Raw genomic sequence first — 22966 nt, forward strand, 5'->3', positions numbered from 1 at the left:
TGACTACATGTCCATGTACCCGGGTGTTAACAGATGAATCGAACGAACTGAACTGCGGCGGTGGGGGTGAAGGCTGGGTCGCGCTGCGCGCTAAGTGCCGGCGAGAATGAGACGTTGTCTCTCATACCGCCCCGAGATCGTCACTTACCTCGGCTGGGGTCTGTCCCGCGACTCGCGGTGAAGGGGCGTGCATCGACGGGCGCGGTCAGGTGAAGGGTATAAGGTCATGAGAATCTTGCCGGCGAGGAAGTCTGAACGGGACTATCAACATGAAGGACAAGTTTGATCTTCGATATTTCACCGACGTGCTTATCGCGGACGTCGTAGCGAGTCAAAAGCGACTTGACGCCGAGGACTCCCCGCAGAATAGGCGAGACATAGTCCGAACGGCGATGTCAAGCGTCGAGGGCCTGATCTGGTTTCTAAAGGTCAGAGTCTTCGGGTTGCCAAGGGTCGAGTGGAAACTGACAGCGCACGAGTACGATGCATTGTTCGAGCGTAGCTACCACGTGGCTGCGAACGGCGTCGTCCGCCGGACAACGAGGCACTTGCCTACGGCGACAACTCTAAAGCTTGTCGCGCGAATCATACGCAGGCAGTTCCCTGAATTCACTGAGGACTTCTCGGGGGAAGGTTGGTGCCGCGTGCTTGCTGCCATAGAAGTGCGCCACAGGTTGACACATCCCAAGTCGGTCGAGGACCTTCAAGTGAGTGACCGCGACGTCCAATGCGCCGAGTACGCATTCCGCTGGACGCTCGCATTTCTACTTAGAGCGGCAGCGTATGGGGCTATGGGGGAGTTGCCTGAGGACCCCGGAGGGACTGGGGATTCGGGCTGACAATTGACTGGACATCGCCGGTTCGGCCGAAGCGGCACTAGCGGTATGCGGCTGTTCGCGGTCAGACGCGCCAGCTACCTCACTATGTCATGGCTTCGCGGCGGTCGCTTGAAGTACAGCAACACAAACGTACGGCGGCCAAACCACGCCAGGAACGCGATGGCAGCGGTTACCGAGAGCGCGGCGGTCTCCTCGCCCGCGATCTGATATGCCAGCCATGCGATCGAAGAAATGGCCAAGGCCAGCACTATTCCCAGAAAAGTGCCAGTTTTTACACCGGATCGGAGGCCTCGCAAGAAGTGATCGTTGTCGCGATGCTTCGTAGCGGTCTCCAGTCGAATCTTCTCTCGTTGATGGGCGTCTTCGGCCCTCGCCATCGCGCGCGCGACGCGCTGTTCGCATGGCATGCAAACGGTCTTCTGTGATCCCAGAGTGCCCTCGCCAAACTCTGAGGGTGGCCTCCGGAAGAGACACAGTTCGCATACATTCAAGAACGTTTTCATGTTCCGTGGCGTCGTCAATGACGAGGGCTAAAGTTGTCGAGTCGGGGCCGTGAAGCTGCCCAGATCCTTCGAGTTCAATGTGACGAACCCCTCGCCGGTCCGCTTGTTGATGATGCAAGAGCCCGTTGTCGTGCTCACTTCTTCGTTCTGGATGGCTTGGAGAGTGCGTCCTCTAGCGACATGCCCGTCCGCATTCGCTGGGCCACGGCCGACGGGGTGATGCCAAAGTACCTTGCCGCCTCCCGAATCGACGGGAAGGGCTGACCTTTCACGGTCACGCGCTTTCGGTTGTTCCCGCGCGCAGGTGGGCGCGGCTCGACCCCTAACGCTTGTTCCGTAGTCCATCCCAACTTGAGGCGCTTGAGGAACTGCTGGGGCGCGATCCCGTGCGCGTTTGCTGCATCGGAGTGGCTGGCGAAGACGCGCCCGGAAACCGTTACTTCGACGCCGTTCTTCTTCCCGGATGGCGGCGGTGGCGGCGCAAGGTCAAACGCTTGCTCGACTGACCACCCAAGCTGCAGCCGCCCCGCGACGGTTCCGTAGTTTTTTCCTAGCGCCCTAGCAGCTGCCTTGACGCTCGAGTATGCCGAGCCCTGCAGTGCCAGTGCGTGCTCGTTTCCGAACGTCCGGTGTCGGGCGGGCGGTGGATGAATCCCGACAGCCTGCTCGGGCGACCAAGACAAGCGCAATCGCTTGCGCACTGTTCCGCTCGGTACCCCGAAGCGGCGGGCTGCCTCGGCGATCGTCTTGAACTGCACTCCTCCGATTACGAGACTCACCCCAGCTGGGACGCGCTTCGGAGGCGGTGCGCGGCCTAATGCTTGGTCCGTAGACCAGCCCAGCGCCAAGCGTGTCGCTAACGCCGATTCAGTAATGTTGTGCGCCTCTGCTGCGGCACGTATCGTCGGGTAGCTGCACCCGTCGGCCTCGATTGCCCGCCCCTTGTGCGTTCTGCGTGGTGCCGGTGCTACGCCGAGGGCCTGCTCAAGAGTCCACCCCTGAACTCGCATCCGCTGGTGGACAAGGTACTCCTCGACGCCGTGGTGGCGGGAGGCCGCATTGAGGCTGATGAAAGTCTTGCCGTTTACCGTGACCGCCTTACCGACCATCTCGCCGGCCTTGCCGCCGCGCGTTTGGTTGTAGCCGTTTTCTACGGTCTGGTACTGCGCGACAAGCAGCTTCTCCAACTCGCCAAGATCCGACCGCGTTGCGGCGCAGGCGATGAACTGGAAGTCGAAGGTATCAGGACCATATCGGCGTATCTCGTCGTGGAGGAGATAACCGTAGTCGCCGCTCTTGGCAGACTGAAGGTGCTGTCGCCATCGGCTCTTAAGGCTTCGCTCGGTGACCCCTATGTACTGCTGCCCAGTTGCGGTGTTGGTGATCAAGTAGGCCTTAAACCGCGGCTCAGGCCCGAGGTTCGAGCAGATGCGTTCCAGCAAGGTCGATGCCTTGGCATCAGCGCTTGCGCTCTGGCGTGGCGGTGCGTCTACCGGGAGGTGGCTACTCTTGCGAACCGTCGCGCCGGACTTCGCTCGCCGTAGGCGTTCGTAGTTCCGCAAGCATGCCCTGCACCAAGGATGAAGCCCGTTGCGACCCTGCCTGAACGGCGCGAAGTGATCGAGGGTGGCGGGCCTTGGCTCGCCACACTTGGTACAGGTCTTGTAGGCCGTTGGATCAGCCATCGCGATTACGGGTTGGCTCACACGGGTGGCCCCCGCCGCACTTCGTCGCGTTCTTGCGATGGTCTGGGCCCGACATCGTCGAAGGCGCCGTCGAGCGGCTGCCGGTTCTTGTGATCGGGGGATTCTATCGGCCGAAGGTGTTCCCGACCACCGTCGGAGTAGCCGGGCGGCTCACGCCGCCCGACCCCCACGCCGCGGGAGGCCTACTTCTTCTTGGCCGGCTGCGGCTGCGACCGCGGGTTCGTCTCGCGGACGGTCGTCTTCGGATGTGTGGTGGCGTACCGCTCGGTGACGAAGCGGCCCGTCTCCGCACTCCGGTGCGAGACTTGCTTGCTGGTCTTGCTCATGTCGAATACCTCCGCGATGAGCAGATTCTTGAACCCACGCCTCGACGTTTCGCCGAGGCGTGGCGTAGACTAGCAAGTTGCCTAGTCTGATGAGGTCATGTGAGTTCTAGGCACACCCGAGCCCTCCTTGATCGCACACCATTGCGACCTATGGTCCGGCCTCCAACCGGAGTGGTTCACCCTGAAGCCCCAGTGCGCCAACACTGGGGCTTCGCCTTTTTGGGGCCGTGCAAGGGTTGAGAAATTAGTCCCCCACCCCTTGAGCACCACTAGATACATAACCAGTGGTCGACCCGCCTGGAAATAATATCCCACTCTCCGCGATCGGGGATTCGGTCGATTCCCGACTCTCCGCGACCGGGGATTCGGTCGATTCCGAGGATCTTGGCCGGCACCGATCTCTGGGCGGCCGCGCTGGCGGGCGTCTTGGAGGGATCCGCCCTCTGGGAGGCGGCCTCTCGCCGCTCGCAGCGGTGCGTAGTTCGAGGGTTTCGTCGATCGGCTAAACGAAGCAGTTGATCAGCGTGGGCGACCGCGGCTTCAGCGGCATGAACGGCCCCGAAGGCACCGTTATAGAAGGGAACAGCTTGAACTCGTCGCGGCCAAGTCGGGGCTCGTGGTTGGTGTAGACGAACTCCTCAACCGCCGCAGTCAGGAGGGGCAATCACCCAGTGCCGCAGAACAGGTCAGCGATGACGGGCCCGAACTGACCCTCTGAGGGAGGTCATCGTCGTCGTCATCGGCGCCCCGCTCTCGCTTCCAGAATGCGCATCCGCGCTCGGGCTGGGCAACGATCTGAATCTGGTCGCCGAGTCCGCAGACCGCGGCGCGCGACGGATCCCAGCGCAGCCAGTGTGCGCAGTGGCGGCAGGGCCGGTCGAGCGGGGTCACTGCGCCGACTGCAGGATCTTGGTCTTGATCGACCCGTCCTCGTACAGGTGAGCTTCGACCAGCTCGCCGTTCTCGTCGGTGAACGTCAGCACGGCGGCGCCGTCGGGCGCCCAGAGGACCTGCAGCCAGTCGTCGTCAGGAAAGTCCGGTGTTTGCATGCGGGCGACGCTACCCCCGCGCACCAGCGTGGGGCGATTACCCCTACTGGGGTTGGGCTCGCTCCGGCGCAGGGTTTGACCTACGTCAACTCGGCCGTGGCACCACCTCGACCGACGTCGTGCCGTCCGGCTCGATCCGGGTGCGCTGCAGCTGGCCGTCGGGAAGCTGCTCGATGACGAGCACCGCGCCGTCGCCGAGGCGCAGGATTGCAGGGGCAGGGGGTTCGTCCATGCCGGGCATGATGCCGGTCCCGCCACGGACCTACAATCCCGGCCATGCGGATGACCGAGATGCTGCGAGAGTGGGCGAGGCGGGTGAAGCGCGACGGAGTCACCCTCTGGTTTGCTCTCCGGCATCCGGCCACGCCATGGCCGGTGAAGGCGATCGCCGCGGTCGTCGTGGCCTACGCCCTGAGTCCGATCGACCTGATTCCCGACTTCGTCCCGGTGCTGGGCTACGTGGATGACGTACTGCTCCTGCCGGGGCTCATCTGGGCCGCCGTCCGCTTCTTGCCCGACGCGGTCTACGCCGAGTGCCGCGACCGGGCGGAAGGCTGGCTGCGCGAGCGGGGGGCCAAACCTCGAACGCTGTGGGGTGTGGTGCTCGTATGCAGCGTCTGGGCCGCCGTCGCGTGGCTCGTCTGGTGGTGGTGGACAGGGTAGGTCACGGCCGACAGCACGGAGGCGCTACTACGCGAATCGCAGTTGATGCCTCCAATACAGTGTGCGTGCCCCCGCAACCAGTTTCAAGGAACGCCGGCTTCGAGAGATCGAGCCGGCGTTTTTCTTTTCTGGCGCGCGACGGCTCAGCCGATCCGGCGGTCACCTCGGGGCTGCGCATTGCGCAGAAGTGGCCGGACTCACACCTCACCAGACCCGAGGCGCCTCGATTGCCGAAGCGACCATCAGCGCATCCGCGATCAGCGCCGCATCGCTGCCCGGGCGGCCGCAGAGCATGACACCCAGCGGCAGGCCATTCGTCGAGAGCGACACGGGAAGGGTGGCAATCGGACCGCCCAGGGCGGTGAAGGGGATGATGTAGCGCGGGTCCCCGGTGGGCATCCCTGCCGGTGCCGTATCGGGCGCTGCCGGCACCAGCAGGAGATCCCAGTCGGCCCATGCGGCCCAGCAAGTCTTCTGGGCCTGCTGGATGCGATTGCGTGCGGCCAGGTGATTCTCGTCGGGGATGCACAAGCCACGCTCGATCGCGGCCAGCCAGCCGGGCGACAAGACTGGCGCGTGCTCGGTGACGAGTTCCCCATGCAGCCGCGACAGCTCGTAATCGAGCACGGTCCTGTGCGCGGCGATCGCGTCGTCTAGCGCCACGGGCGCTGGAGTCCGTCCGATGCGATGCCCCGCGCGAGCGAGGGCCTGCACCGTGCGGTCCAGACTGTCCATCACGGCCGGACTGGCATCGGCAAACAATGCGTCTTCGGGCAAGGCAACGCGCAGGGCATCCGGCCGGTCGGGCGCGAGGAAGCGCTGCGCATGCAGCGCCGCGCCGATGGCCGCCACATCGCTGAAGCGGTGACCGAACCAGCCGAGCGTATCGAAGGCCGGCGCGAGCGGCACCACGCCGTGCGTGCTCATGTTCTGGCCGGTCGGCTTGAACGCCGCGATGCCGCAGTAGGCGGCGGGGCGCACCACCGAGCCTGCGGTCTGCGTGCCCAGGCTGGCGGGCACCATGCCGGCCGCGACCGCCGCTGCCGAGCCCGCGCTGGAGCCGCCCGGCGTGTGCCCCGTGTGCCAGGGGTTGCGCGTGGGCGGCACGCCGTCGAAGTAGGCGAACTCGGTCGTGTGCGTCTTGCCCAGGATCACCGCGCCCGCGGCACGCAGCGCGCGGACGACATCGGCATCGCGTGCCGCCGGTCCTTGCCCGGTCCGGGCGCGGCTGCCCGCCCGGGTGGGGAAGCCCGCGACGTCGATGACGTCCTTGACGGCCACCGGAATGCCGTGCAGCGGGCTGCGCCGCTCGCCCTGTTTCAGCGAATCGCGGGCGTGCCTTGCCTGCCGCAGCGCGCCCTCGCGATCCACCGATGTCCATGCGTGCACATGGGGATCGACTTCGTCTATGCGACGCAAAAGGGACTCGAGGAGCGCCACCGGGTCGGACTCGTCGGCGTCGAATGCGGCCTGGACTATAGCGATGTCGCCGGGATCCTGCTGGAAGGAGGTGAACGAAGGCACGCGAACTCCTTTCGTCTCGATGCGGCTGAAGGTGAGGGTTGGGCATCATCGCCCATGCCCCATTACCGCACGAACGACAGCGCCAGAGTCTGAAACAGCGCCAGCAGGATCGTCCCTCCCGCCTGCGGCATGACGAACCCGCACGATGTCACGCGCCGGGCCGGTCATCGCGGTTTGATTCATCAGGCCGAGATCCGCTTGGCCGATGCCGTTCGTACGCATGCCGGTAGGCCGGAGGGCCGAGTGCAGCGCGCTTACCTCGAGGGTGGATTTGTCTTTGTGTCCTCCTGGGAAATCCTCTGAAAGAAATATCAACCGATGATATATTGAGATGCCTCGCGACACCGGAATCGACACGCTGCTCGACCTCAACGGGACCCTTCTGGACCAGGAGAGCGGCTACTGGGTGAAGATTGAGGCATGGCGAGTCGACGTCTCGGGAGTGGTTCCGCACGGCATTCGGTATTCGCTGACGCTTCATGAGCCGAGTGGGGCACGCGTCCTGGGCTACGACAATGCGCATGGAGTCAAACCGGGAGGCAGATTCAGGTATGCAGGGCGAGTTCTGCCTTTCGACCACAGACACAGGCACGCACTCGATGACGGCCTTCCCTATGAATTCGAGAGCGCGCATCGATTACTGGTCGACTTCTTTGCCGACGTCGATCGCATTCTTCGAGAGGTACGGCAAGAATGAAGCCCATCGTCATAGGCATCATGGCGCAGGAAAGGATACGGGAACGGGTGTTGGCGATCGCGCGGGGCGACTACAAGCCCCGACCGGGCGAGCCGAAAGTGTGGTTCACTTCGATGCGCTCGCTGGCCGAAGTGCTGAGCGACGATAACCGTGCGCTGCTGCGGCTCATTGCCGAGGCCAGGCCGGTGTCGATTTCCGCATTGGCCGAGATCTCTGGTCGCAAGCCGGGGAACCTCTCGCGCACGCTGAAGACGATGAGCCGATATGGGATTGTCGAGCTCGAGCGCGAAAGAAACCAGGTGCGGCCGGTGGCGAAGGCCACGGAATTCAGGATCCTGGCTGCGTGACCCTCACCCCGCCGCCATCACCGCACTCAGGAACTGCCGCGTCCGCTCGTTCCTCGGCTCGGCGAACAGTTCCTCGGGCGCCCCCTGCTCGGCGATCTTCCCCTGGTCGAAGAAGCACACCCGGTCGGCGAATTCGCGCGCGAAGCCCATCTGATGGGTCACCATCAACATGGTCAGGTCGTGCGCGGCGCCGAGTTCGCGGATCACCGCCAGCACCTCGCCGCACAGCTCGGGATCGAGCGCCGAGGTCACTTCGTCGAACAGCATGACCCGCGGGCGCATGGCCAGCGCCCGGGCGATCGCCACGCGCTGCTGCTGGCCGCCGGAGAGCTGCGCGGGGTAGTGGTCGAGCTTGTCGCCCAGTCCCACCATCGCGAGCAGCTCGGCGGCGCGGGCGTAGGCTTCGTCGCGGCTGAGCCCCAGCACGGTCATCGGCGCTTCCATGCAGTTCTTCACCGCGCTCATGTGCGGGAACAGGTTGAAGTGCTGGAACACCATGCCCACGTTGGCGCGCATCCGCTTGAGGTGGGCGCGGTCGGCGCGCATGAGCTGCCCGTTGCGCGGCGTGTGGGTGAGCGGCTCGCCGTCGATGTAGATCACGCCTTCGTCCACCGGCTCCAGCGTCATCAGCATCCGCAGCACGGTGGTCTTGCCCGAGCCCGAGGGGCCGATGATCGCGACCTTCTCGTTGGCGGCGATGTCGAGCTCCAGCGCGTCGAGCACGGTCAGCGGGCCGTAGCGCTTGCTCACCTTGTCGAAGCGGACCATCGGGGTTTCGTTCATCGGCGGGCTCCGGCGCGCGCGCCCAGCCGCCGCTCGAGGCGCCGGATCAGGACGGCCGACAGCAGGCTGAACAGCAGGAAGAAGGCGCCGACCAGCGTGATCGGCTCGGTGTACTGAAAGCTCTCCGAGCCCAGGATCTTGGCGGTCTGCATCAGCTCGAGCACCGCGATCGCCGACAGCAGCGGCGTTTCCTTGAACAGGGCGATCAGGTAGTTGCCCAGCGCCGGCACCACCGGCGGGATCGCCTGCGGCAGCACGATGTCCTTGAAGGTGGTCCAGGGCGAGAGGTTCAATGCGATCGAGGCCTCCCACTGGCCCCTGGGCACGTTCTCGAGGCCCGAGCGGTAGACCTCGGCGCAGTAGGCGCCGTAGTGCAGGCCCAGCGCCAGCACGCCGGTGCTCATCGCGCTCAGGCTCAGGCCCATGCCGGGCATCATGTAATAGAGGACGAAGATCTGGATCAGCAGCGGCGTGGAGCGCACGAACTCGACCGCCGCGCTGGTCGCCGATCGAAGCCAGACGGGCCCGGCCATCCGGCCGACCGCGAAGGCGAGGCCCAGCACCAGCGCCAGCGCGAAGCCCGCCAGCGTGACCTGCACCGTCAAGATCGAGGCCTTGGCCAGGATCGGCAGGATCTCCAGCGCGTACGCCCAGTCCCAGATCGCGGTCATCGGCGACGCCTCGTCATGGGGTCCGTCCTCGCGCAAGCCCGCGCGCGGCGCGCCGTTCCAGCGCCCGCATGCCGGCGGTGATCGCCAGCGAGATCGCCAGGTAGATCAGCAGCACCAGCCCGAAGATCTCCGCGGTGCGAAGCGTGTTCTGGTTCAGTTGCTGGGCCTTGAAGGCCAGGTCGGACAGCGTGATCAGCGACACCAGCGAGGTCGCCTTCAGCAGCTCGATGAACAGGTTGCCCCAGGGCGGGATCATCCGCACGAAGGCCTGCGGCAGCGCGATGCGCCGCAGCGCCTGCATGTGATCCATGTTGAGCGCGGTGGCGGCTTCCCACTGCCCGGGGGGCACCGCGCCGATCGCGCCGCGCACCACCTCGGCGCCATAGGCGCCGATGTTGAGCCCCAGTGCGACGATGCCCACGGTGAGCGGGGCGAGCGTGATGCCGAAGTGGGGCAGCACGAAGAAGAGCCAGAAGAGTTGCACCAGCGCCGAGGTGCCGCGGAAGGTCTCCACGTAGGCCACCGCCAGCCAGCGCAGCGGCGCCGGGCCGTAGAGACGGGCCAGCGCGGCGACCAGCGCCGCCGCCACCGCGAGCAGCGCGCCGCCGGCCGCGACCTGCAGCGTGACCAGCGTGCCGCGCAGCAGCTCCGGGAGGAACTCGCCTGCGCCGGCGAGCAGCGCCAGCGCGAAACCCGCCGTCAGCGCCGCGGCGACCAGCGCGACCCTCATTTGCCGGCGCAGTGCTGGGCGGCGGTCTTCTCGGGAAGATTGGACTTGTCGAAGCCGAAGGGCGCGATCATCGCCAGGTGCTCGTCGGTGCCGATGAACTTCTTCAGCTCGGCGTTCACCGCGTCGCGCAGTTCGGTGTCCTCGGGCCGGAAGCCGAAGGATCCTTCGCCGCGATAGCGCTTGCCCTTGTGGGTGAAGGTGAAGGGCTCGGCGCGCTCGATGCCCTCGTCCTTGGCGGCCAGCTCGCCGGCCGTCAGCGAGGTCAGCGCCGCCGCCGACGCTCGGCCTGCCTTCACCGCCGCGATGGCCGCGGCGAAGTCGGGCACGATCAGCTGCTGCTTGCGGGTCATGCCGGCCATGCGGCCGTGCTGGATCTCCGCCGTGCCGGCCACGAAGGCGATCTTGCGCTTCTTCCGGACGGCGTCGGCATAGTCGCGCAGGCCATCGGGATTGCCGGCCTTCACGATCAGCGCCTCGCCGATTCCGTAGGTCGGGTCGGCGAACACGATCTGCTTGCAGCGCCTGGGCGTGATGTACATCGAGGCCACGATCGCGTCGAAGCGCCCGGCCTTCAGGCCCGGGATCAGCGCGCCCCATTCGGTCAGCACGCCTTCCACCTTGTTCACGCCGAGCTGCTTCATGACGTGGCGGAACACCGTGGGCGACTCGCCGGTCAGCTCGCCCGTCGAGTCCGCGTAGGCGTAGGGCGCCTCGTTGGCAAAGCCCACGCGGATGCTGCCTTCCATTCGGATGCGCTCCAGCGTGGACTCCGCCTGGGCGAATCCGGCCGACAGCAGCGAGCCCGCGCCGAGCAGGATCAGCAGGGCCATCGTCGCTCTGCGAATCGCGAATCCGGGTTTCATGGCAGGCACCTCTCGTTGATCGTCGTGTCGTGGGGTCGGCGTGGCGGCGAAGCGCCGCTCCGGACCGCCGCCTCAGCGGTCTTTCGCCAGCTCCGCCGCCGGCGTGAAGTCCTCGCGCTCCGCGATGAAGTTCGGCCGCGGCTCGAGCCCGCAGAAGGGCGCCACCGGTTTGTTCTCCACGCTGTTGTAGACCACGAACAGGTTGCTGCGCGGCATCGGCGTGATGTTGGAGTTCGAACCGTGCATCGCGTTGCACTCGAAGAAGGTCACCGAGCCGGCCGGCCCGATGGGCGCTGCGATGCCGAACTCGTCCACGAGCTGCGTGAGGCTCGCGTCGTCGGGCACGCCGACTTCCTGGCGCTTGAGCGAGGACTTGTAGTTGTCGTCGGGGGTCTCGCCAACGCAGGACACGTAGCGCTGGTGCGAGCCGGGCACGATCATCAGCGGCCCGTTGTGCGAGGTGTTGGGCGTGAGCGCGATCGAGCAGCTCACCATGCGCATCGCCGGCACGCCGTCCTCGACGTGCCAGGTCTCGAAGTCCGAGTGCCAGTAGAACTCCTTGCCCCGGAAGCCGCCCTTGTAATTGATGCGCGACTGGTGGATGTAGACCTCGCTGCCCAGCAGCTGGCGGGCGATCGCCACCAGTCTCGGATGGCCGCACAGGCGGCGCAGCAGCGCGCTGCTCTTGTGGATCGAAAAGACCGAGCGCAGCTCGCGGCTTTCCGGCTCGATCACCGCTTCGGGCGAGGCCTTCACCGCGTCGTCGGTGCGCAGGCGCTGCAGCTCGTTCAGGCAGGCGGCCAGGTCGTCGGCCGACAGCAGGCCATCGAAGCTCAGGTAGCCGTTGTCCTGGTAGAAGCGCAGCTCGCTTTCCGAGAGCGGGCCGTCGCCGGCGCGGCCGTAGACCACCGGATCCTTGCGGTCGGTGATCGTGGCCTTGGTGGCCACCCGCGACGGATAGCGGTCCTCGCCGGGCGCCGGGGCGCGGGCCCGCGCGGCGGTCGTGGATGTCGTGGTCATCGTGTCCTGCCCTCCTTCATTCGGTGAGGGGGTAGGCCCCGGTGGCGTCGTGGACCTCGCGGCCGGTCAGCGGCGGGTTGAACACGCAGACCATCCGCATGTGCGAGCCCTTGTTGGCGCGCAGGACGTGCCTGTCGTGATTGTTCAGCGCGTACAGCGTGCCGGGGCGGATGTCGTGGGTCTCGCCGCTTGCCAGGTCGGTGATCTGGCCTTCGCCTTCGATGCAGTACACCGTTTCCAGGTGGTTCTTGTAGTGCATCGTGAGCTCGGCGCCCGGCTTGATGAGGGTGTCGTTCACCGAGTAGCCCATGCCGGCGTCCTTGTAGATCAGGCGCCGGGCGGTCCAGCCTTCGGTGTCGACGTCCGCCGCGGTGCCGATGACGTCGTCGAGGTGCTTCACGATCATGTTCTGTTTCTCCGGAGTTCGTTCGTGGATGCGCGCGGCGAAGGAGACGATCGCGCCGCGCACTCGGGAATGGCCGGCGCGTTCAGGCCGCCTTGCGGACGGCGCGGCCCAGGACCGCCTCGAGGCTCGCCTCGATGATGTCCAGGCCCTTCTTCAGGTCGGCCTCCTCGATGGTCAGGCTGGGCAGCAGCTTGAGCACCTGGTCGTCGATGCCTGCGGTCTCGAGGATCAGGCCGCGCTCGAAGCAGGCGGCCGAGACCTTGCCGGCGATCGACGCATCGGCGAAGTCCACGCCGTAGATCAGCCCGCGTCCGCGCACGGTGGCTTGCGCGCCCAGGCGCCTGACCATCTTCTCCAGGCGCTCGCGCACCAGCGCGCTCTTCGCCGCGACCGAGCGGGCCAGCGTGTCGTCGGTCCAGTAGTCGAGTGCCGCGGTGGCGGTGACGAAGGCCGGACAGTGGCCGCGGAAGGTGCCGTTGTGCTCGCCCGGCGCCCACTGGTCGAGCTCGGGCTTGATCAACACCAGCGCCAGCGGCAGGCCATAGCCGGACAGCGACTTCGACAGCGTGACGATGTCGGGCACGATGCCGGCTTCCTCGAAGCTGAAGAACCTGCCGGTGCGGCCGCAGCCGACCTGGATGTCGTCGACGATCATCACGATGCCATGCTTCGCGGTGATCTCGCGCAGCCGGCGCAGCCATTCCACGCTGGCGACGTTGACGCCGCCCTCGGCCTGCACCGTTTCCACGATGACCGCCGCCGGGACTTCCAGGCCGCTGCCGTTGTCGACCAGCATCGCCTCGAAGTAGTCGAGCGTGTCGGTGTCCTGGCCCAGGTAGCCGTCGAAGGGCACTGCGGACGTGTGCGTCAGCGGCACGCCCGCGCCGGCGCGCTTGAAGCCGTTGCCGGTGACCGACAGCGAACCCAGCGTCATGCCGTGGAAGGCGTTGGTGAAGCCGACGATCTCCTGGCGGCCGGTCACCTTGCGCGCGAGCTTCAGCGCGGCCTCGACCGCGTTGGTGCCGGTGGGGCCGGGGAACTGGAACTTGTAGGACAGCCCGCGGGGCGCCAGGATGACTTCATCGAAGCGCCGGATGAAGGCCTCCTTGGCCTCGCTGTACATGTCCAGCGTGTGGGTGATGCCGTCGCGTTCGATGTACTCGAGCAGGGCCTGCTTCATCCGGTCGGGGTTGTGGCCATAGTTCAGCACGCCGGCGCCTGCGAAGAAGTCGAGATGGCGCTTGCCCTTCTCGTCGGTCATCCAGGCGCCCTTGGCCGATGCGAAGACCGCGGGGAAGCTGCGGCAATAGCCGCGGACCTCGGATTCGTGTTTCTCGAAGGTGTTCATGGATCCCCCTCTGTGATGTTGTCCGGGACGCCGCCTCGGGCGGCGCTCGCCGAGCGCATGGCCGGGCCGGGAGCACCGGCTCCGGCCTGTGGCCGAAGGCCGCGCGAAGCGCGCGCGGCCCTGGGTGCCGTCAGGAAGCGTCCTGTGCGGCGAGTTCGCGACGCTGCCGGTCCTGCCGCGACGCTTCTGCGCGGGAGCCGGCCTTGCGATCGATCGGCCCGATCCGCAGCAAGGGCTCGGCCGGGTGCGGATTCGGAAACTGCTCGGGCATGAACAGCGGCGACACCGTGCATTCGGCGCCGTGCCGGCGCGCGAATCCGCCGAACAGGGCGCGCGAGGCGCGGTTGTCCTCGTCGACCGTGGCGGTCACCCAGCGGCACGCGCGGTTGGCCGGAAGCGCCAGCCACCGGTCGAGGAGGCGCTGGCCGAGCCCCTGGCCGCGCAGCGCGGGGAGCACGCCGATCTGCCAGACGAAGGCGGTGTCGGCTTGCCGGGGAGGGTGGTAGCCGATCACGGCGCCGACGACCTCGCCGTCGCGTTCGGCAACCAGGCATGTGTCGCCGAAATCGCTGGCGAACAGCAGGTAGAAATAGGCGGAGTTCAGTTCCAGCTGGCCGGTGGCTTTCACCAGGCGCCAGAGGGCGGCGCCATCGGTCTGGCGCGCGGGTCGGAATCGGATCGGGTCGGAGGTCGCGGTCTTGCCTGGGTCCGTATCGGTCATGCGGTGCTGGGTCGGCGGCCCGATCTCGCGCCCGGCGCGGCGATCGGACCCGACCGGCAGGGCGCTGCATGCGCGCCTCGGCGGTCTGCCCCGGCTTGGGGACCGACTTTCGAACTGTGAAAGAGGCGAAATTCTAGCATAAATATTTGGACAAATATATTTGACGGCGAGGCCGCGGCGGGCCAGCCCGCAGGATCTCGAGCCAGGGCAACCGCGCTACCCGCGTTCGGGGTCCTCGAGCGGGACCTCCATCGATTGCAGGAAGCGCGACACGCAGACGTAGAAGCTCGCGGTGAGCGTGAGCTCGACGATCTGCGCTTCGTCGAAGCCCTGCTGCTTCAGCGCGTCGATCGCCTCGGCCGAGGCTGCGGGCCCCTCGGTGACCTCCTGCGCGAGTCGAAGCACCGCCTTTTCCTGCGCGTCGAACAGCGCCGAGCTTCGCCAATCGGCGAGCGCGTCGATCTGCGCCTGCGTGACACCGGCCGCCAGCGCCATCGTCGTGTGGTGCACCCACTCGTAGTGGGCGCCCGACACTTGCGCGCCACGCAGGATCAGCAGCTCCCGTAGCCGGCGCGAGGACTTCGCCTCGAGCCGCAAGGGCCAGGCGAAGTCCAGCCAGGCGCGCAGCATTGCGGGGGCGTGCCCGATCACGCGGTACAGGTTCGGCACGCGCACGCCGCGCGCCCGAACCTCGTCGAACATCGCCGCGAGCGCTGGGTCCTCGGGCTGCGGCGGGAGCATCTTCAGACGGGACATGGGGCGGGCTCCGCGAGGACGCTCAGTTGACCTTTGCGCCCGAGGCCTTGACGATCGGACCCCAGCGCTCGTACTCGTCCTTGATCATCGCGGCCATCTGTTCGGGCGTGCCGCCCACGATCTCGTAGCCGAGGTCGTTCATGCGCTTGACGAAGGCGGGCGACTGCACGGCCTTCTGGCCCTCCGCGTTGAGCCTGGCGATGATCGCGGGAGGCGTGCCGGTGGGCACCACCAGGCCGAACCACGCGCCGGACGCGTAGCCCTTCACGCCGGACTCGTCGATGGTGGGCAGCTCGGGCAGCGACGCGGCGCGCTTGGCGCCGGTGGTGGCGAGCGCGCGCAGCTTGCCGGCGCGGATGTGCGAGATCGCCGAAGGGATGTTGTCGAACATCATGTCGACCTGTCCACCGATCAGGTCGGTGACCGCCGGCGCGCTGCCCTTGTAGGGCACGTGCGTGATGTCCAGCCCGAGCATGTGCTTGAACATCTCGCAGGACATGTGGATCGACGATCCGGCGCCGCTCGAGGCGCAGGTGAGCTTGCCGGGGTTCGCCTTGGCCAGCGCGATCAGTTCCTGCACCGAATTGGCCTTGACGGTCGGGTTCACCACCAGCACGTTGCTGAACTGGGCGAGAACGATCACCGGAGCGAGGTCCTTGTTCGGGTCGTAGTTCAGCTTCGTGTACAGGAAGGGGGTGATGCCGTGCAGGCTGCTCGCCGATACCAGCACGGTGTAGCCGTCGGGCGCGGACTTCGCGGCCATCTCCGAGCCGAGGTTGGCGCCGGCGCCGGGTCGATTGTCGACGACCACCGGCTGCCCGAGCGTTTTCGTGAGCTCCTCGGCCGTGGCTCGGCCGATGATGTCGGTCGCGCCGCCGGGTGCGTACGGCACGATCAGCCGGATCGATTTCTCCGGATAGGACTGCGCCTGCGAAGTCTGCGGCGCCAGTGCTGCCGACGCGGCCAACACGATCGCCGCGGCGATCGTGCTCGTTGCGGATGTCCACATCGTTCTGTCTCCTCTCGGGTGATTGTTCGGTGCGATCGATAGTACCGCGGAGATCGCGCGGGAAAACACGGGGGGACAGAGGCGTCCGCCAAAAAAAAGGCGCCCCGCCGGGCGCCTGTCGTGGGCATCGATGCGGCCGGGTCGGCCGCGTCCTGCGCTCAGACCACGCCCTGGCCGATCATCGCGTCGGCCACCTTCACGAAGCCGGCGATGTTGGCGCCGGCCACGTAGTCCACACCGCCGTCCTTGCCCTTGCCCAGGCCGTGCTCCAGGCAAGCGGCATGGATCGAGGCCATGATCTCGCGCAGGCGGCGGTCCACCTCGTCGCGGGTCCAGGACAGGCGGATCGCGTTCTGGCTCATCTCCAGGCCCGACACGGTCACGCCGCCGGCGTTGGCCGCCTTGCCCGGCGCGAACAGCACGCCGGCTTCGCGGAAGACGTGCACCGCACCCAGGGTGGCCGGCATGTTGGCACCCTCGGCCACGCAGAAGCAGCCGTTCTTGACCAGCGTGCGGGCGTCGTTCTCGTCGAGCTCGTTCTGGGTGGCGCAGGGCAGCGCGATGTCGCAGGGGATGTGCCACGGGCGCTTGCCCGCGATGTACTCGTGGCCGCGCGCCTTCGCGAAGTCGGCGATGCGGCCGCGGCGGACTTCCTTCAGGTCCACCACGGCAAGCCAGTCCTCGTCGGTCATCCCGTTCGACATCAGGACGGTGCCGGCCGAGTCGGACATCGCGACGACCTTGGCGCCCAGGTGCATCGCCTTCTGCGCCGCGTACTGCGCGACGTTGCCCGAGCCGGAGATCACCACGCGCATGCCTTCCAGCGACTGGCTGCGGCGCTTCAGCATGTCTTCGGCGAAGTACACGGTGCCGTAACCGGTGGCCTCCGGGCGGATCAGGCTGCCGCCGAAGGGCACGCCCTTGCCGGTCAGCACCGAGCTGAATTCCCCTTCGAGCTTCTTGTACATGCCGAACATGTAGCCGACCTCGCGCCCGCCCACGCCGATGTCGCCGGCCGGCACGTCCACGTCGGCGCCGATGTGCTTGTGCAGCTCGGCCATGAAGGACTGGCAGAATCGCATGACCTCCATGTCGCTGCGGCCCTTCGGGTCGAAGTCCGCGCCCCCCTTGCCGCCGCCCATGGGCAGCGTGGTCAGCGAGTTCTTGAAGGTCTGCTCGAAGGCCAGGAACTTGAGGATGCTCAGGTTCACCGAGGGGTGGAAGCGGATGCCGCCCTTGTAGGGGCCGATCGCGCTGTTCATCTGGACGCGGAAGCCGCGGTTGACGTGGACCTGCCCCTTGTCGTCGACCCAGGGCACGCGGAACATGATCACCCGCTCGGGCTCGGCGAGCCGCTCGAGCAGGGCGTCGCGCTGGTACTTCGGATTGGCCTGGATGAAGGGCCAGATGCTCTCGAAGACTTCCTTGACCGCCTGATGAAACTCCGGTTGTGCCGGGTCTCGCGCCTTGAGCCGCTCGAGGAATTCCGGGAGAGAGGCAGTGCCGGTGGGGCTCGGCTTGAGGGCGGCGGTATCGGACATTTCAGTGACAACCGGATGAAAATTGATCGGGACGCGAAATCTAGCACGCAGTGGTGCGCTGCGGCACCGTTGCGGTGCCTCGGGATCCACTCTGGTGCGATTTTTTCGACGAATCGCGACCGAGGCCGGCTTCCGCTTGACCTTCCCATGATGGGAGGCTTGATGCTTCCGGGCAAGCTTCAGGAGGCCGTGAAATGAATACCCAGACCGCCGCGGTACAGGCCGTGGCGACAGGAATGAAGCCGGGGTCGGCCCCGGTGTCGCTGAACCTGCCCATCGAAGGGATGACCTGCGCCTCGTGCGTGGCCCGGGTGGAAAAGGCGCTCGCGCGGGTGCAGGGCGTCGAGAAGGTCTCGGTGAACCTGGCCACCGAGTCGGCCGCGGTGACCGGTGCCGCCCTGGACGCGGCCGCACTGGCGGCCGCGGTGTCGAAGGCCGGCTACGCCACGCCGACCCGCAGCGTGGACCTGAAGATCGAGGGCATGACCTGCGCCTCCTGCGTGTCGCGGGTCGAGAAGGCCTTGCGCAAGCTGCCATTCGTGCTCGACGCCAGCGTGAACCTGGCCGGCGAGTCCGCGCGGGTGTCGGTGGTGGGAGGCAGCGAGGCCGACGCCGACGCCGCGCTGGTCGGGGCCGTTGCCAAGGCAGGCTACGGCGCCCGTCGGGTCGACGCCGCGGCCGGCGGCGGCGAGGCCGCGGAGGTGAGTGGCGCTGCCGAGTGGCGGCGCGCGGCGCCGGTGCTGATCGGGGGCCTGCTTTCGCTGCCGCTGGTCGTGCCGATGGCGGGCGACCTGTTCGGCCGCCACTGGATGTTGCCGGCCTGGGCCCAGTTCCTGCTCGCCACGCCGGTGCAGTTCCTGCTGGGCGCGCGTTTCTACAAGGCGGGCTGGGCCGCGCTGCGGGCCGGCACCGGCAACATGGACCTGCTGGTCGCGATCGGCACCAGCGCCGGCTGGGGCCTGTCGACCTGGCTCTGGCTGACCGCCGCGCCGGGCACCATGCCGCATCTCTATTACGAGGCCTCGGCGGTGGTGATCACGCTGGTCCTGCTCGGCAAGTGGCTGGAGGCGCGGGCCCGCCGGCGCACCACTGCGGCGATCCGCGCGTTGCAGGCGCTGCGCCCCGACGTTGCGCGGCTGTTGCGCGACGGCGCGGAGGTCGAGGTGCCGCTGGCCGAGGTGGCGGCGGGCGACCGATTGGTCGTGCGCCCGGGCGAGCGGATTCCGGTGGACGGGGAACTGGTCGAGGGCCACACCCAGGTCGACGAGTCGATGCTCACCGGCGAGCCCCTGCCGGTCTCGCGCTCGGCGGGCGAGCGGCTCACCGGCGGCTCGATCAACGGCGACGGCCGGATCGTGATGCTGGCGACCGCCGTGGGCACCGAAACGGTGCTGGCGCGGATCATCCGGATGGTCGAGGACGCCCAGGCGGCCAAGGCGCCGATCCAGCGGGTCGTCGACCGGGTGTCGGCGGTCTTCGTGCCGGTGGTGATCGTGATTGCCGTGCTCACGATGGCCGGCTGGCTGCTGGCCGGCAGGGGCATCGAGCCGGCGCTGATTGCGGCGGTGTCGGTGCTGGTCATCGCCTGTCCCTGCGCCCTGGGCCTGGCCACGCCGGCCGCGATCATGGCCGGTACCGGCGTGGCGGCCCGCCACGGCGTGCTGATCAAGGACGCGCAGGCGCTCGAGATCGCGCACCGGGTCGACACGGTCGCCTTCGACAAGACCGGCACGCTGACCGTGGGCAAGCCCCGCCTGCTGGCCTTCGAGGCCGCAGACGGGGCGCCGCCCGACGCCGCCCTGGCGCTGGCGGTCGGGCTCCAGTCCGGCAGCGAGCATCCGCTCGCCCGCGCGGTGGTCGAGGCCGCGCGCGAGCGCGGCCTGGCCATCGGCACGGCGGACGACGTGCAGGCAATTCCCGGCAAGGGCGTGACCGGCCGCGTCGCGGGCCGCAGCCTCTCGATCGGCAGCCGGCGCTGGCTGGAAGAGCAGGGCGCCGATCCCGCAGGTCTCGGCGAACGGGCCGACGCGCTCCAGCGTGAGGGTGCGTCGGTGTCCTGGCTGATCGAGCATGCCGAGGATGAGGGCGGCGTTGCCGATGCGGACGGGCGCGCACCGCGGCGGGCCCGTGCGCTCGCGTTGCTGGCTTTCGGCGACGCGCCCAAGGAGGGCGCCGCCCGAGCGGTCGAGCTGCTTCGTGCGCGCGGCGTGCGCACGGTGATGATTTCCGGCGACAACCGCGGCGCGGCCGAGGCGGTCGCCCGCGCGCTGGGGCTCGACGAGGTCGTGGCCGACGTGCTGCCGGCCGACAAGGCCGGCCACGTTCGGCGCCTGCAGCAGGGCGGGCGCACGGTGGCCATGGTCGGCGATGGCGTGAACGACGCGCCGGCGCTCGCCGCGGCCGACGTCGGCATCGCGATGGGCAACGGCACCGACGTGGCGATGCACACCGCCGGTCTCACGCTGATGCGGGGCGATCCGCGGCTGGTGCCGGCCGCGCTGGAGATTTCCGATCGCACCTACGCGAAGATCCGCCAGAACCTTTTCTGGGCCTTCTTCTACAACGCGGTCGGCATCCCGCTCGCGGCGGTCGGGCTGCTCAGCCCGGTCGTGGCGGGCGCGGCCATGGCCATGAGCTCGGTCAGCGTGATGACCAACGCGCTGTTGCTGTCGCGCTGGCGGCCGCGCCAGGACGGCCGGGGGCGCTGAGCGGGCGCTCGTCCTGGTGCGCGGCCCCGCGCCTTGGTGTATCCTTCGTGATCAGGTTCCGCAGGGGCGGCGTGCCGCCCCCCGACAGGTTCGGCTTTCGGCTCGCGCCTCGTCACCGGACCACCGACCACGCCTTCCTCCGGTCGCCCATCGCGACCGGTCCCGATTCCCGGGCGGCGATCAGCCAAGCCTTGCCGAGCGAGTTCCGGCGCCCCAGCGCGAACTCGGATGTCGCGCACGGCCGCGCCCCGAACCGGGTCTGGCGTTTCCGACTTTCGCGCACGGGCGACCCCGTCGATGAACACTCACGAAGCCAAGATCGTGATCGAAACCGCGCTGCTGTCCGCTCAGCAGCCGCTCACCGTGGCCGAGCTGCGCAAGCTGTTCGACGACGAGCTCGGTCCCGACACGATCCGCACCCTTCTCGAAGACTTGCGCAATGACTGGCAGGGGCGGGGCGTGGCCCTCGTTCCGCTGGCCAGCGGCTGGCGATTCCAGACCGCGCCGGGCATGGCGCCGTTCCTCGAGAGGCTGCATCCCGAGAAGCCGCCCAAGTATTCGCGCGCGGTCCTCGAGACCCTCGCGATCATCGCCTATCGCCAGCCGGTGACGCGCGGCGACATCGAGGAGATCCGCGGGGTCACCGTGTCGGCGCAGATCGTCAAGACGCTCGAGGAGCGCGGCTGGATCGAGGTGATCGGCCACAAGGACGTCGTCGGCCGGCCGGCCCTGTTCGGCACCACGCGGCGCTTCCTCGACGACATGGGGCTGCGCGCGCTGTCCGAGCTGCCGCCGCTCGAGTCGGCCGAGGCGCCGGCCGCCGCCGCGCAAGCCGCCGAGGCCCTCGGGCAGCGCCTGATCGAACTCGAGGCGCCGGCAGGCGAGGCCGATACCGAAATTCGAACCGACATCGAAACCGGCGAAACAGCCGGCGCGATCGATATCCCGCCGGACGTTCATGCCGGCCCGGACGAACCCAAGAGGGAATCTTGAATACCGACAATCCCCGCGACGATTTCCAGGCCGGGACGGCCGCAGACGTCGACACGCGCGCCGCCGAAGGCGGCAGTCCGAACGATACGGGCAAGGCCGAGGGCGGCGATCGCGGCGCGAGGGCGCCGCGATCCATGTTCAACCGACGCCGGGGGCCGCGTCGCCGCGGCCGCCCGGGCCAGGCCGACGAAGCGCAGGCGGGCGCCGAGGGCGATGCCGCCCGGGCCGGCGAAGTCGCGGTCGAGCCGCGGGAGCGTCCGCCCCGCGAGCCTCGCGAATCCCGCGAATCCCGCGAGCCTGGCGCGCCCGGCGCGCCCGGCGCGCCAGGACAGGCTGAAGGCGGAGCCCGTGAAGGCGGTCCGCGCCGCCAGCGCAAGGGGCGCGGTCGCCGCGCCGACGACGAGCGCGGTGCACGCCCGGCCGCAGGCGAACGTCGCGGGCCCGCCGATCGCCCGCCGCAGGTCGATGCCGATCCGCTCCCGGTCTCGGCCGCTGCCCAGGCGGTGGGGCTCGATGCGATCGACGGCTCCCGTCGGCAGAAGCAGGACCGCACGGCCCTGCTCGCGGAAGAGGACCAGCCCAAGCTGCACAAGGTGCTCGCCGACGCCGGCCTGGGCTCGCGCCGCGAAATGGAGGAACTGATCATCGCCGGCCGCGTCTCGGTCAACGGCCAGCCGGCGCATATCGGCCAGCGGATCGGCCCGAACGACCAGGTGCGGGTAAACGGCCGGCCGGTGCAGCGGCGAAACCTGTACAAGCCGCCGCGCGTGCTGCTCTACCACAAGCCCGCTGGCGAGATCTGCACCCGCGACGACCCCGAGCACCGCGCCACCGTCTTCGAGCGCCTGCCCAAGCTCAAGGGGTCGCGCTGGGTGGCGGTGGGCCGGCTCGATTTCAACACCGAAGGCCTGCTGATCTTCACCACCTCGGGCGACATCGCCAACCGGCTGATGCATCCCCGCTACGGTTGGGAGCGCGAGTACGCGGTACGCGTGCTCGGCCGGATCGACGAGGAGGCGCGGGCCCGTCTGCTCGCGGGCGTCGAGCTGGAAGACGGCCTGGCCAGCTTCTCGGCCATCGACGATCTGGGCGGTGACGGCGCGAATGCCTGGTATCGGGTGGTCATCTCCGAAGGGCGCAACCGCGAGGTGCGCCGGATGTTCGATGCGGTGGGCCTGACGGTGAGCCGCCTGGCCCGGATCCGCTTCGGCCCGGTCGCACTGCCGCGCGGGCTGGTGCGCGGGCGCTGGGTCGAGCTCGGCCCGGTCGACGTCGCCGAGCTCCTCCGGCTCACGCGCGCCGCGGGCGGCGAGGCAGAGGCCGGCGCCGACCGCGACGACGACGAAGCCCTGCCCGGTGACGAGGACCTGGACTGGGACGACGCCTACGAACACCCGGCCGATGCGATCGGCAATCGTGCCGAGCCGGAAGAGGAGCGCCAGCTCGCGCCCCACGAGATCGACGACGAGTGGCAGCCTTCTTCGACCAATGCCCACCAGGAAGGGATCACCCGGATCGTGCGCAGCGGGGATGGACTGCCCGGTCCGGCCCGGGGCAAGCGGGTGCGCGGCGTGCGCGGGCGGGGTCCGGTCGGCGGTTTCACCGGCCCGATGGATCATGGCCGGCCTGGCTTCGGGGGCGGCTTCGACGCGCCCGGGGGCCGCCCGGCCGGCGGCAAGGGACCCAAGGGGAAGTCGCGTGGGGCGCCTGGCGGCCGCGGCGGCAAGCCGGGGGCGCAGGCCGGCGGCCGGCCCGATGGCCAA

24 protein-coding genes and 1 pseudogene are annotated in these 22966 nt (G+C 68.2%); 7 read left to right on the forward strand and 18 right to left on the reverse strand.

The genetic code is table 11. From position 1 onward, the window contains the following. The first annotated feature begins 269 nt into the window (after positions 1-269). Positions 270-839: a hypothetical protein gene (locus FHP08_RS17205; protein WP_147705726.1), complete on the forward strand. Its 570-nt coding sequence runs from the start codon at positions 270-272 to the stop codon at positions 837-839. Between the two features lie 637 nt (positions 840-1476). Here FHP08_RS17205 and FHP08_RS17210 read toward each other — a convergent pair. The 5 genes from FHP08_RS17210 to FHP08_RS18510 form a co-directional block, all read right to left on the reverse strand. After that, positions 1477-2784 (reverse strand): NUMOD1 domain-containing DNA-binding protein, encoded by a 1308-nt coding sequence (locus FHP08_RS17210; RefSeq protein ID WP_187272344.1) that lies wholly within the window; start codon positions 2782-2784, stop codon positions 1477-1479. Between the two features lie 446 nt (positions 2785-3230). After that, positions 3231-3374 (reverse strand): hypothetical protein, encoded by a 144-nt coding sequence (locus tag FHP08_RS18495; RefSeq protein ID WP_187272345.1) that lies wholly within the window; start codon positions 3372-3374, stop codon positions 3231-3233. A 502-nt stretch (positions 3375-3876) separates the two neighbouring features. Next, entirely contained in the window at positions 3877-4038 is a 162-nt protein-coding gene (locus FHP08_RS18500) for a hypothetical protein (RefSeq protein WP_187272346.1), read from the reverse strand. A 223-nt stretch (positions 4039-4261) separates the two neighbouring features. Further along, complete coding sequence (locus tag FHP08_RS18505) at positions 4262-4423, reverse strand: hypothetical protein (RefSeq protein ID WP_187272347.1); 162 nt, start codon at positions 4421-4423, stop codon at positions 4262-4264. An 85-nt stretch (positions 4424-4508) separates the two neighbouring features. Continuing rightward, the gene (locus FHP08_RS18510; RefSeq protein ID WP_187272348.1) at positions 4509-4655 is read right to left on the reverse strand and encodes a hypothetical protein; all 147 of its coding nucleotides are present in this window, start codon (positions 4653-4655) and stop codon (positions 4509-4511) included. Between the two features lie 44 nt (positions 4656-4699). Here FHP08_RS18510 and FHP08_RS17215 point away from each other — a divergent pair, with 44 nt between their 5' ends. Continuing rightward, positions 4700-5086, forward strand: a complete 387-nt coding sequence (locus FHP08_RS17215) for a YkvA family protein (protein ID WP_147705728.1) — start codon at positions 4700-4702, stop codon at positions 5084-5086. A gap of 204 nt (positions 5087-5290) precedes the next feature. Here the strand turns inward: FHP08_RS17215 and FHP08_RS17220 are convergent, their stop codons facing one another. Next, entirely contained in the window at positions 5291-6610 is a 1320-nt protein-coding gene (locus FHP08_RS17220; RefSeq protein WP_147705729.1) for an amidase, read from the reverse strand. 331 nt (positions 6611-6941) lie between these two features. On the opposite strand from FHP08_RS17220, the gene FHP08_RS17225 reads away from it, so the two are divergent. Beyond that, the gene (locus FHP08_RS17225; RefSeq protein ID WP_147705730.1) at positions 6942-7307 is read left to right on the forward strand and encodes a toxin-antitoxin system TumE family protein; all 366 of its coding nucleotides are present in this window, start codon (positions 6942-6944) and stop codon (positions 7305-7307) included. Further along, positions 7304-7654, forward strand: coding sequence for an HVO_A0114 family putative DNA-binding protein (locus tag FHP08_RS17230; RefSeq protein WP_147705731.1), 351 nt, complete (start codon positions 7304-7306; stop codon positions 7652-7654). The genes FHP08_RS17225 and FHP08_RS17230 overlap by 4 nt, the downstream gene beginning before the upstream one ends. Before the next feature lie 3 nt (positions 7655-7657). Here FHP08_RS17230 and ehuA read toward each other — a convergent pair whose 3' ends face one another. From ehuA to gdhA, 11 genes are all read right to left on the reverse strand, one after another. Then, positions 7658-8437 (reverse strand): ectoine/hydroxyectoine ABC transporter ATP-binding protein EhuA, encoded by a 780-nt coding sequence (ehuA, locus tag FHP08_RS17235; protein WP_147705732.1) that lies wholly within the window; start codon positions 8435-8437, stop codon positions 7658-7660. Continuing rightward, positions 8434-9108, reverse strand: a complete 675-nt coding sequence (gene ehuD, locus FHP08_RS17240; protein WP_147705733.1) for an ectoine/hydroxyectoine ABC transporter permease subunit EhuD — start codon at positions 9106-9108, stop codon at positions 8434-8436. The genes ehuA and ehuD overlap by 4 nt, the downstream gene beginning before the upstream one ends. 13 nt (positions 9109-9121) lie before the next feature. Next, the gene (ehuC, locus tag FHP08_RS17245) at positions 9122-9838 is read right to left on the reverse strand and encodes an ectoine/hydroxyectoine ABC transporter permease subunit EhuC (protein ID WP_147705734.1); all 717 of its coding nucleotides are present in this window, start codon (positions 9836-9838) and stop codon (positions 9122-9124) included. Beyond that, the gene (ehuB, locus tag FHP08_RS17250; RefSeq protein ID WP_147705735.1) at positions 9835-10668 is read right to left on the reverse strand and encodes an ectoine/hydroxyectoine ABC transporter substrate-binding protein EhuB; all 834 of its coding nucleotides are present in this window, start codon (positions 10666-10668) and stop codon (positions 9835-9837) included. The genes ehuC and ehuB overlap by 4 nt, the downstream gene beginning before the upstream one ends. Positions 10669-10773: 105 nt before the next feature. Then, a complete protein-coding gene (gene thpD, locus FHP08_RS17255; protein ID WP_147705736.1) occupies positions 10774-11721 on the reverse strand; it encodes an ectoine hydroxylase in 948 nt (315 codons plus the stop codon). Positions 11722-11737: 16 nt separating this feature from the next. Continuing rightward, positions 11738-12127, reverse strand: a complete 390-nt coding sequence (locus FHP08_RS17260; RefSeq protein ID WP_147705737.1) for an ectoine synthase — start codon at positions 12125-12127, stop codon at positions 11738-11740. 82 nt (positions 12128-12209) lie between these two features. Beyond that, positions 12210-13475 carry a diaminobutyrate--2-oxoglutarate transaminase gene (gene ectB, locus FHP08_RS17265; protein WP_147705738.1) on the reverse strand — a complete coding sequence of 422 codons (1266 nt, stop codon included), beginning with the start codon at positions 13473-13475 and terminating at the stop codon, positions 12210-12212. A 130-nt stretch (positions 13476-13605) separates the two neighbouring features. Continuing rightward, complete coding sequence (ectA, locus tag FHP08_RS17270) at positions 13606-14196, reverse strand: diaminobutyrate acetyltransferase (protein ID WP_147705739.1); 591 nt, start codon at positions 14194-14196, stop codon at positions 13606-13608. 216 nt (positions 14197-14412) lie between these two features. Next, complete coding sequence (locus tag FHP08_RS17275) at positions 14413-14952, reverse strand: carboxymuconolactone decarboxylase family protein (protein WP_147705740.1); 540 nt, start codon at positions 14950-14952, stop codon at positions 14413-14415. Between the two features lie 22 nt (positions 14953-14974). Then, on the reverse strand, positions 14975-15961 hold the full coding sequence (locus FHP08_RS17280) for a Bug family tripartite tricarboxylate transporter substrate binding protein (protein WP_147705741.1): 987 nt from the start codon (positions 15959-15961) through the stop codon (positions 14975-14977). A gap of 158 nt (positions 15962-16119) precedes the next feature. After that, entirely contained in the window at positions 16120-17502 is a 1383-nt protein-coding gene (gdhA, locus tag FHP08_RS17285; RefSeq protein ID WP_147705742.1) for an NADP-specific glutamate dehydrogenase, read from the reverse strand. A gap of 194 nt (positions 17503-17696) precedes the next feature. Between gdhA and FHP08_RS17290 the strand changes: the two genes are divergently transcribed. Beyond that, positions 17697-20210 carry a heavy metal translocating P-type ATPase gene (locus FHP08_RS17290; protein WP_407704049.1) on the forward strand — a complete coding sequence of 838 codons (2514 nt, stop codon included), beginning with the start codon at positions 17697-17699 and terminating at the stop codon, positions 20208-20210. A 297-nt stretch (positions 20211-20507) separates the two neighbouring features. Then, positions 20508-21140 (forward strand): annotated as a pseudogene (gene scpB / locus FHP08_RS17295) (SMC-Scp complex subunit ScpB); the annotation flags it as partial. A gap of 26 nt (positions 21141-21166) precedes the next feature. Here the strand turns inward: scpB and FHP08_RS18680 are convergent. Then, positions 21167-21793 (reverse strand): hypothetical protein, encoded by a 627-nt coding sequence (locus FHP08_RS18680; protein WP_225879187.1) that lies wholly within the window; start codon positions 21791-21793, stop codon positions 21167-21169. Positions 21794-21796: 3 nt separating this feature from the next. Between FHP08_RS18680 and FHP08_RS18765 the strand changes: the two genes are divergently transcribed. Continuing rightward, the coding region (locus tag FHP08_RS18765; protein WP_267285499.1) for a pseudouridine synthase at positions 21797-22966 on the forward strand (1170 nt) is incomplete at its 3' end.

The organism is Zeimonas arvi (assembly GCF_008039575.1).
GTDB classification, from domain to species: Bacteria; Pseudomonadota; Gammaproteobacteria; order Burkholderiales; family Burkholderiaceae_E; genus Zeimonas; species Zeimonas arvi.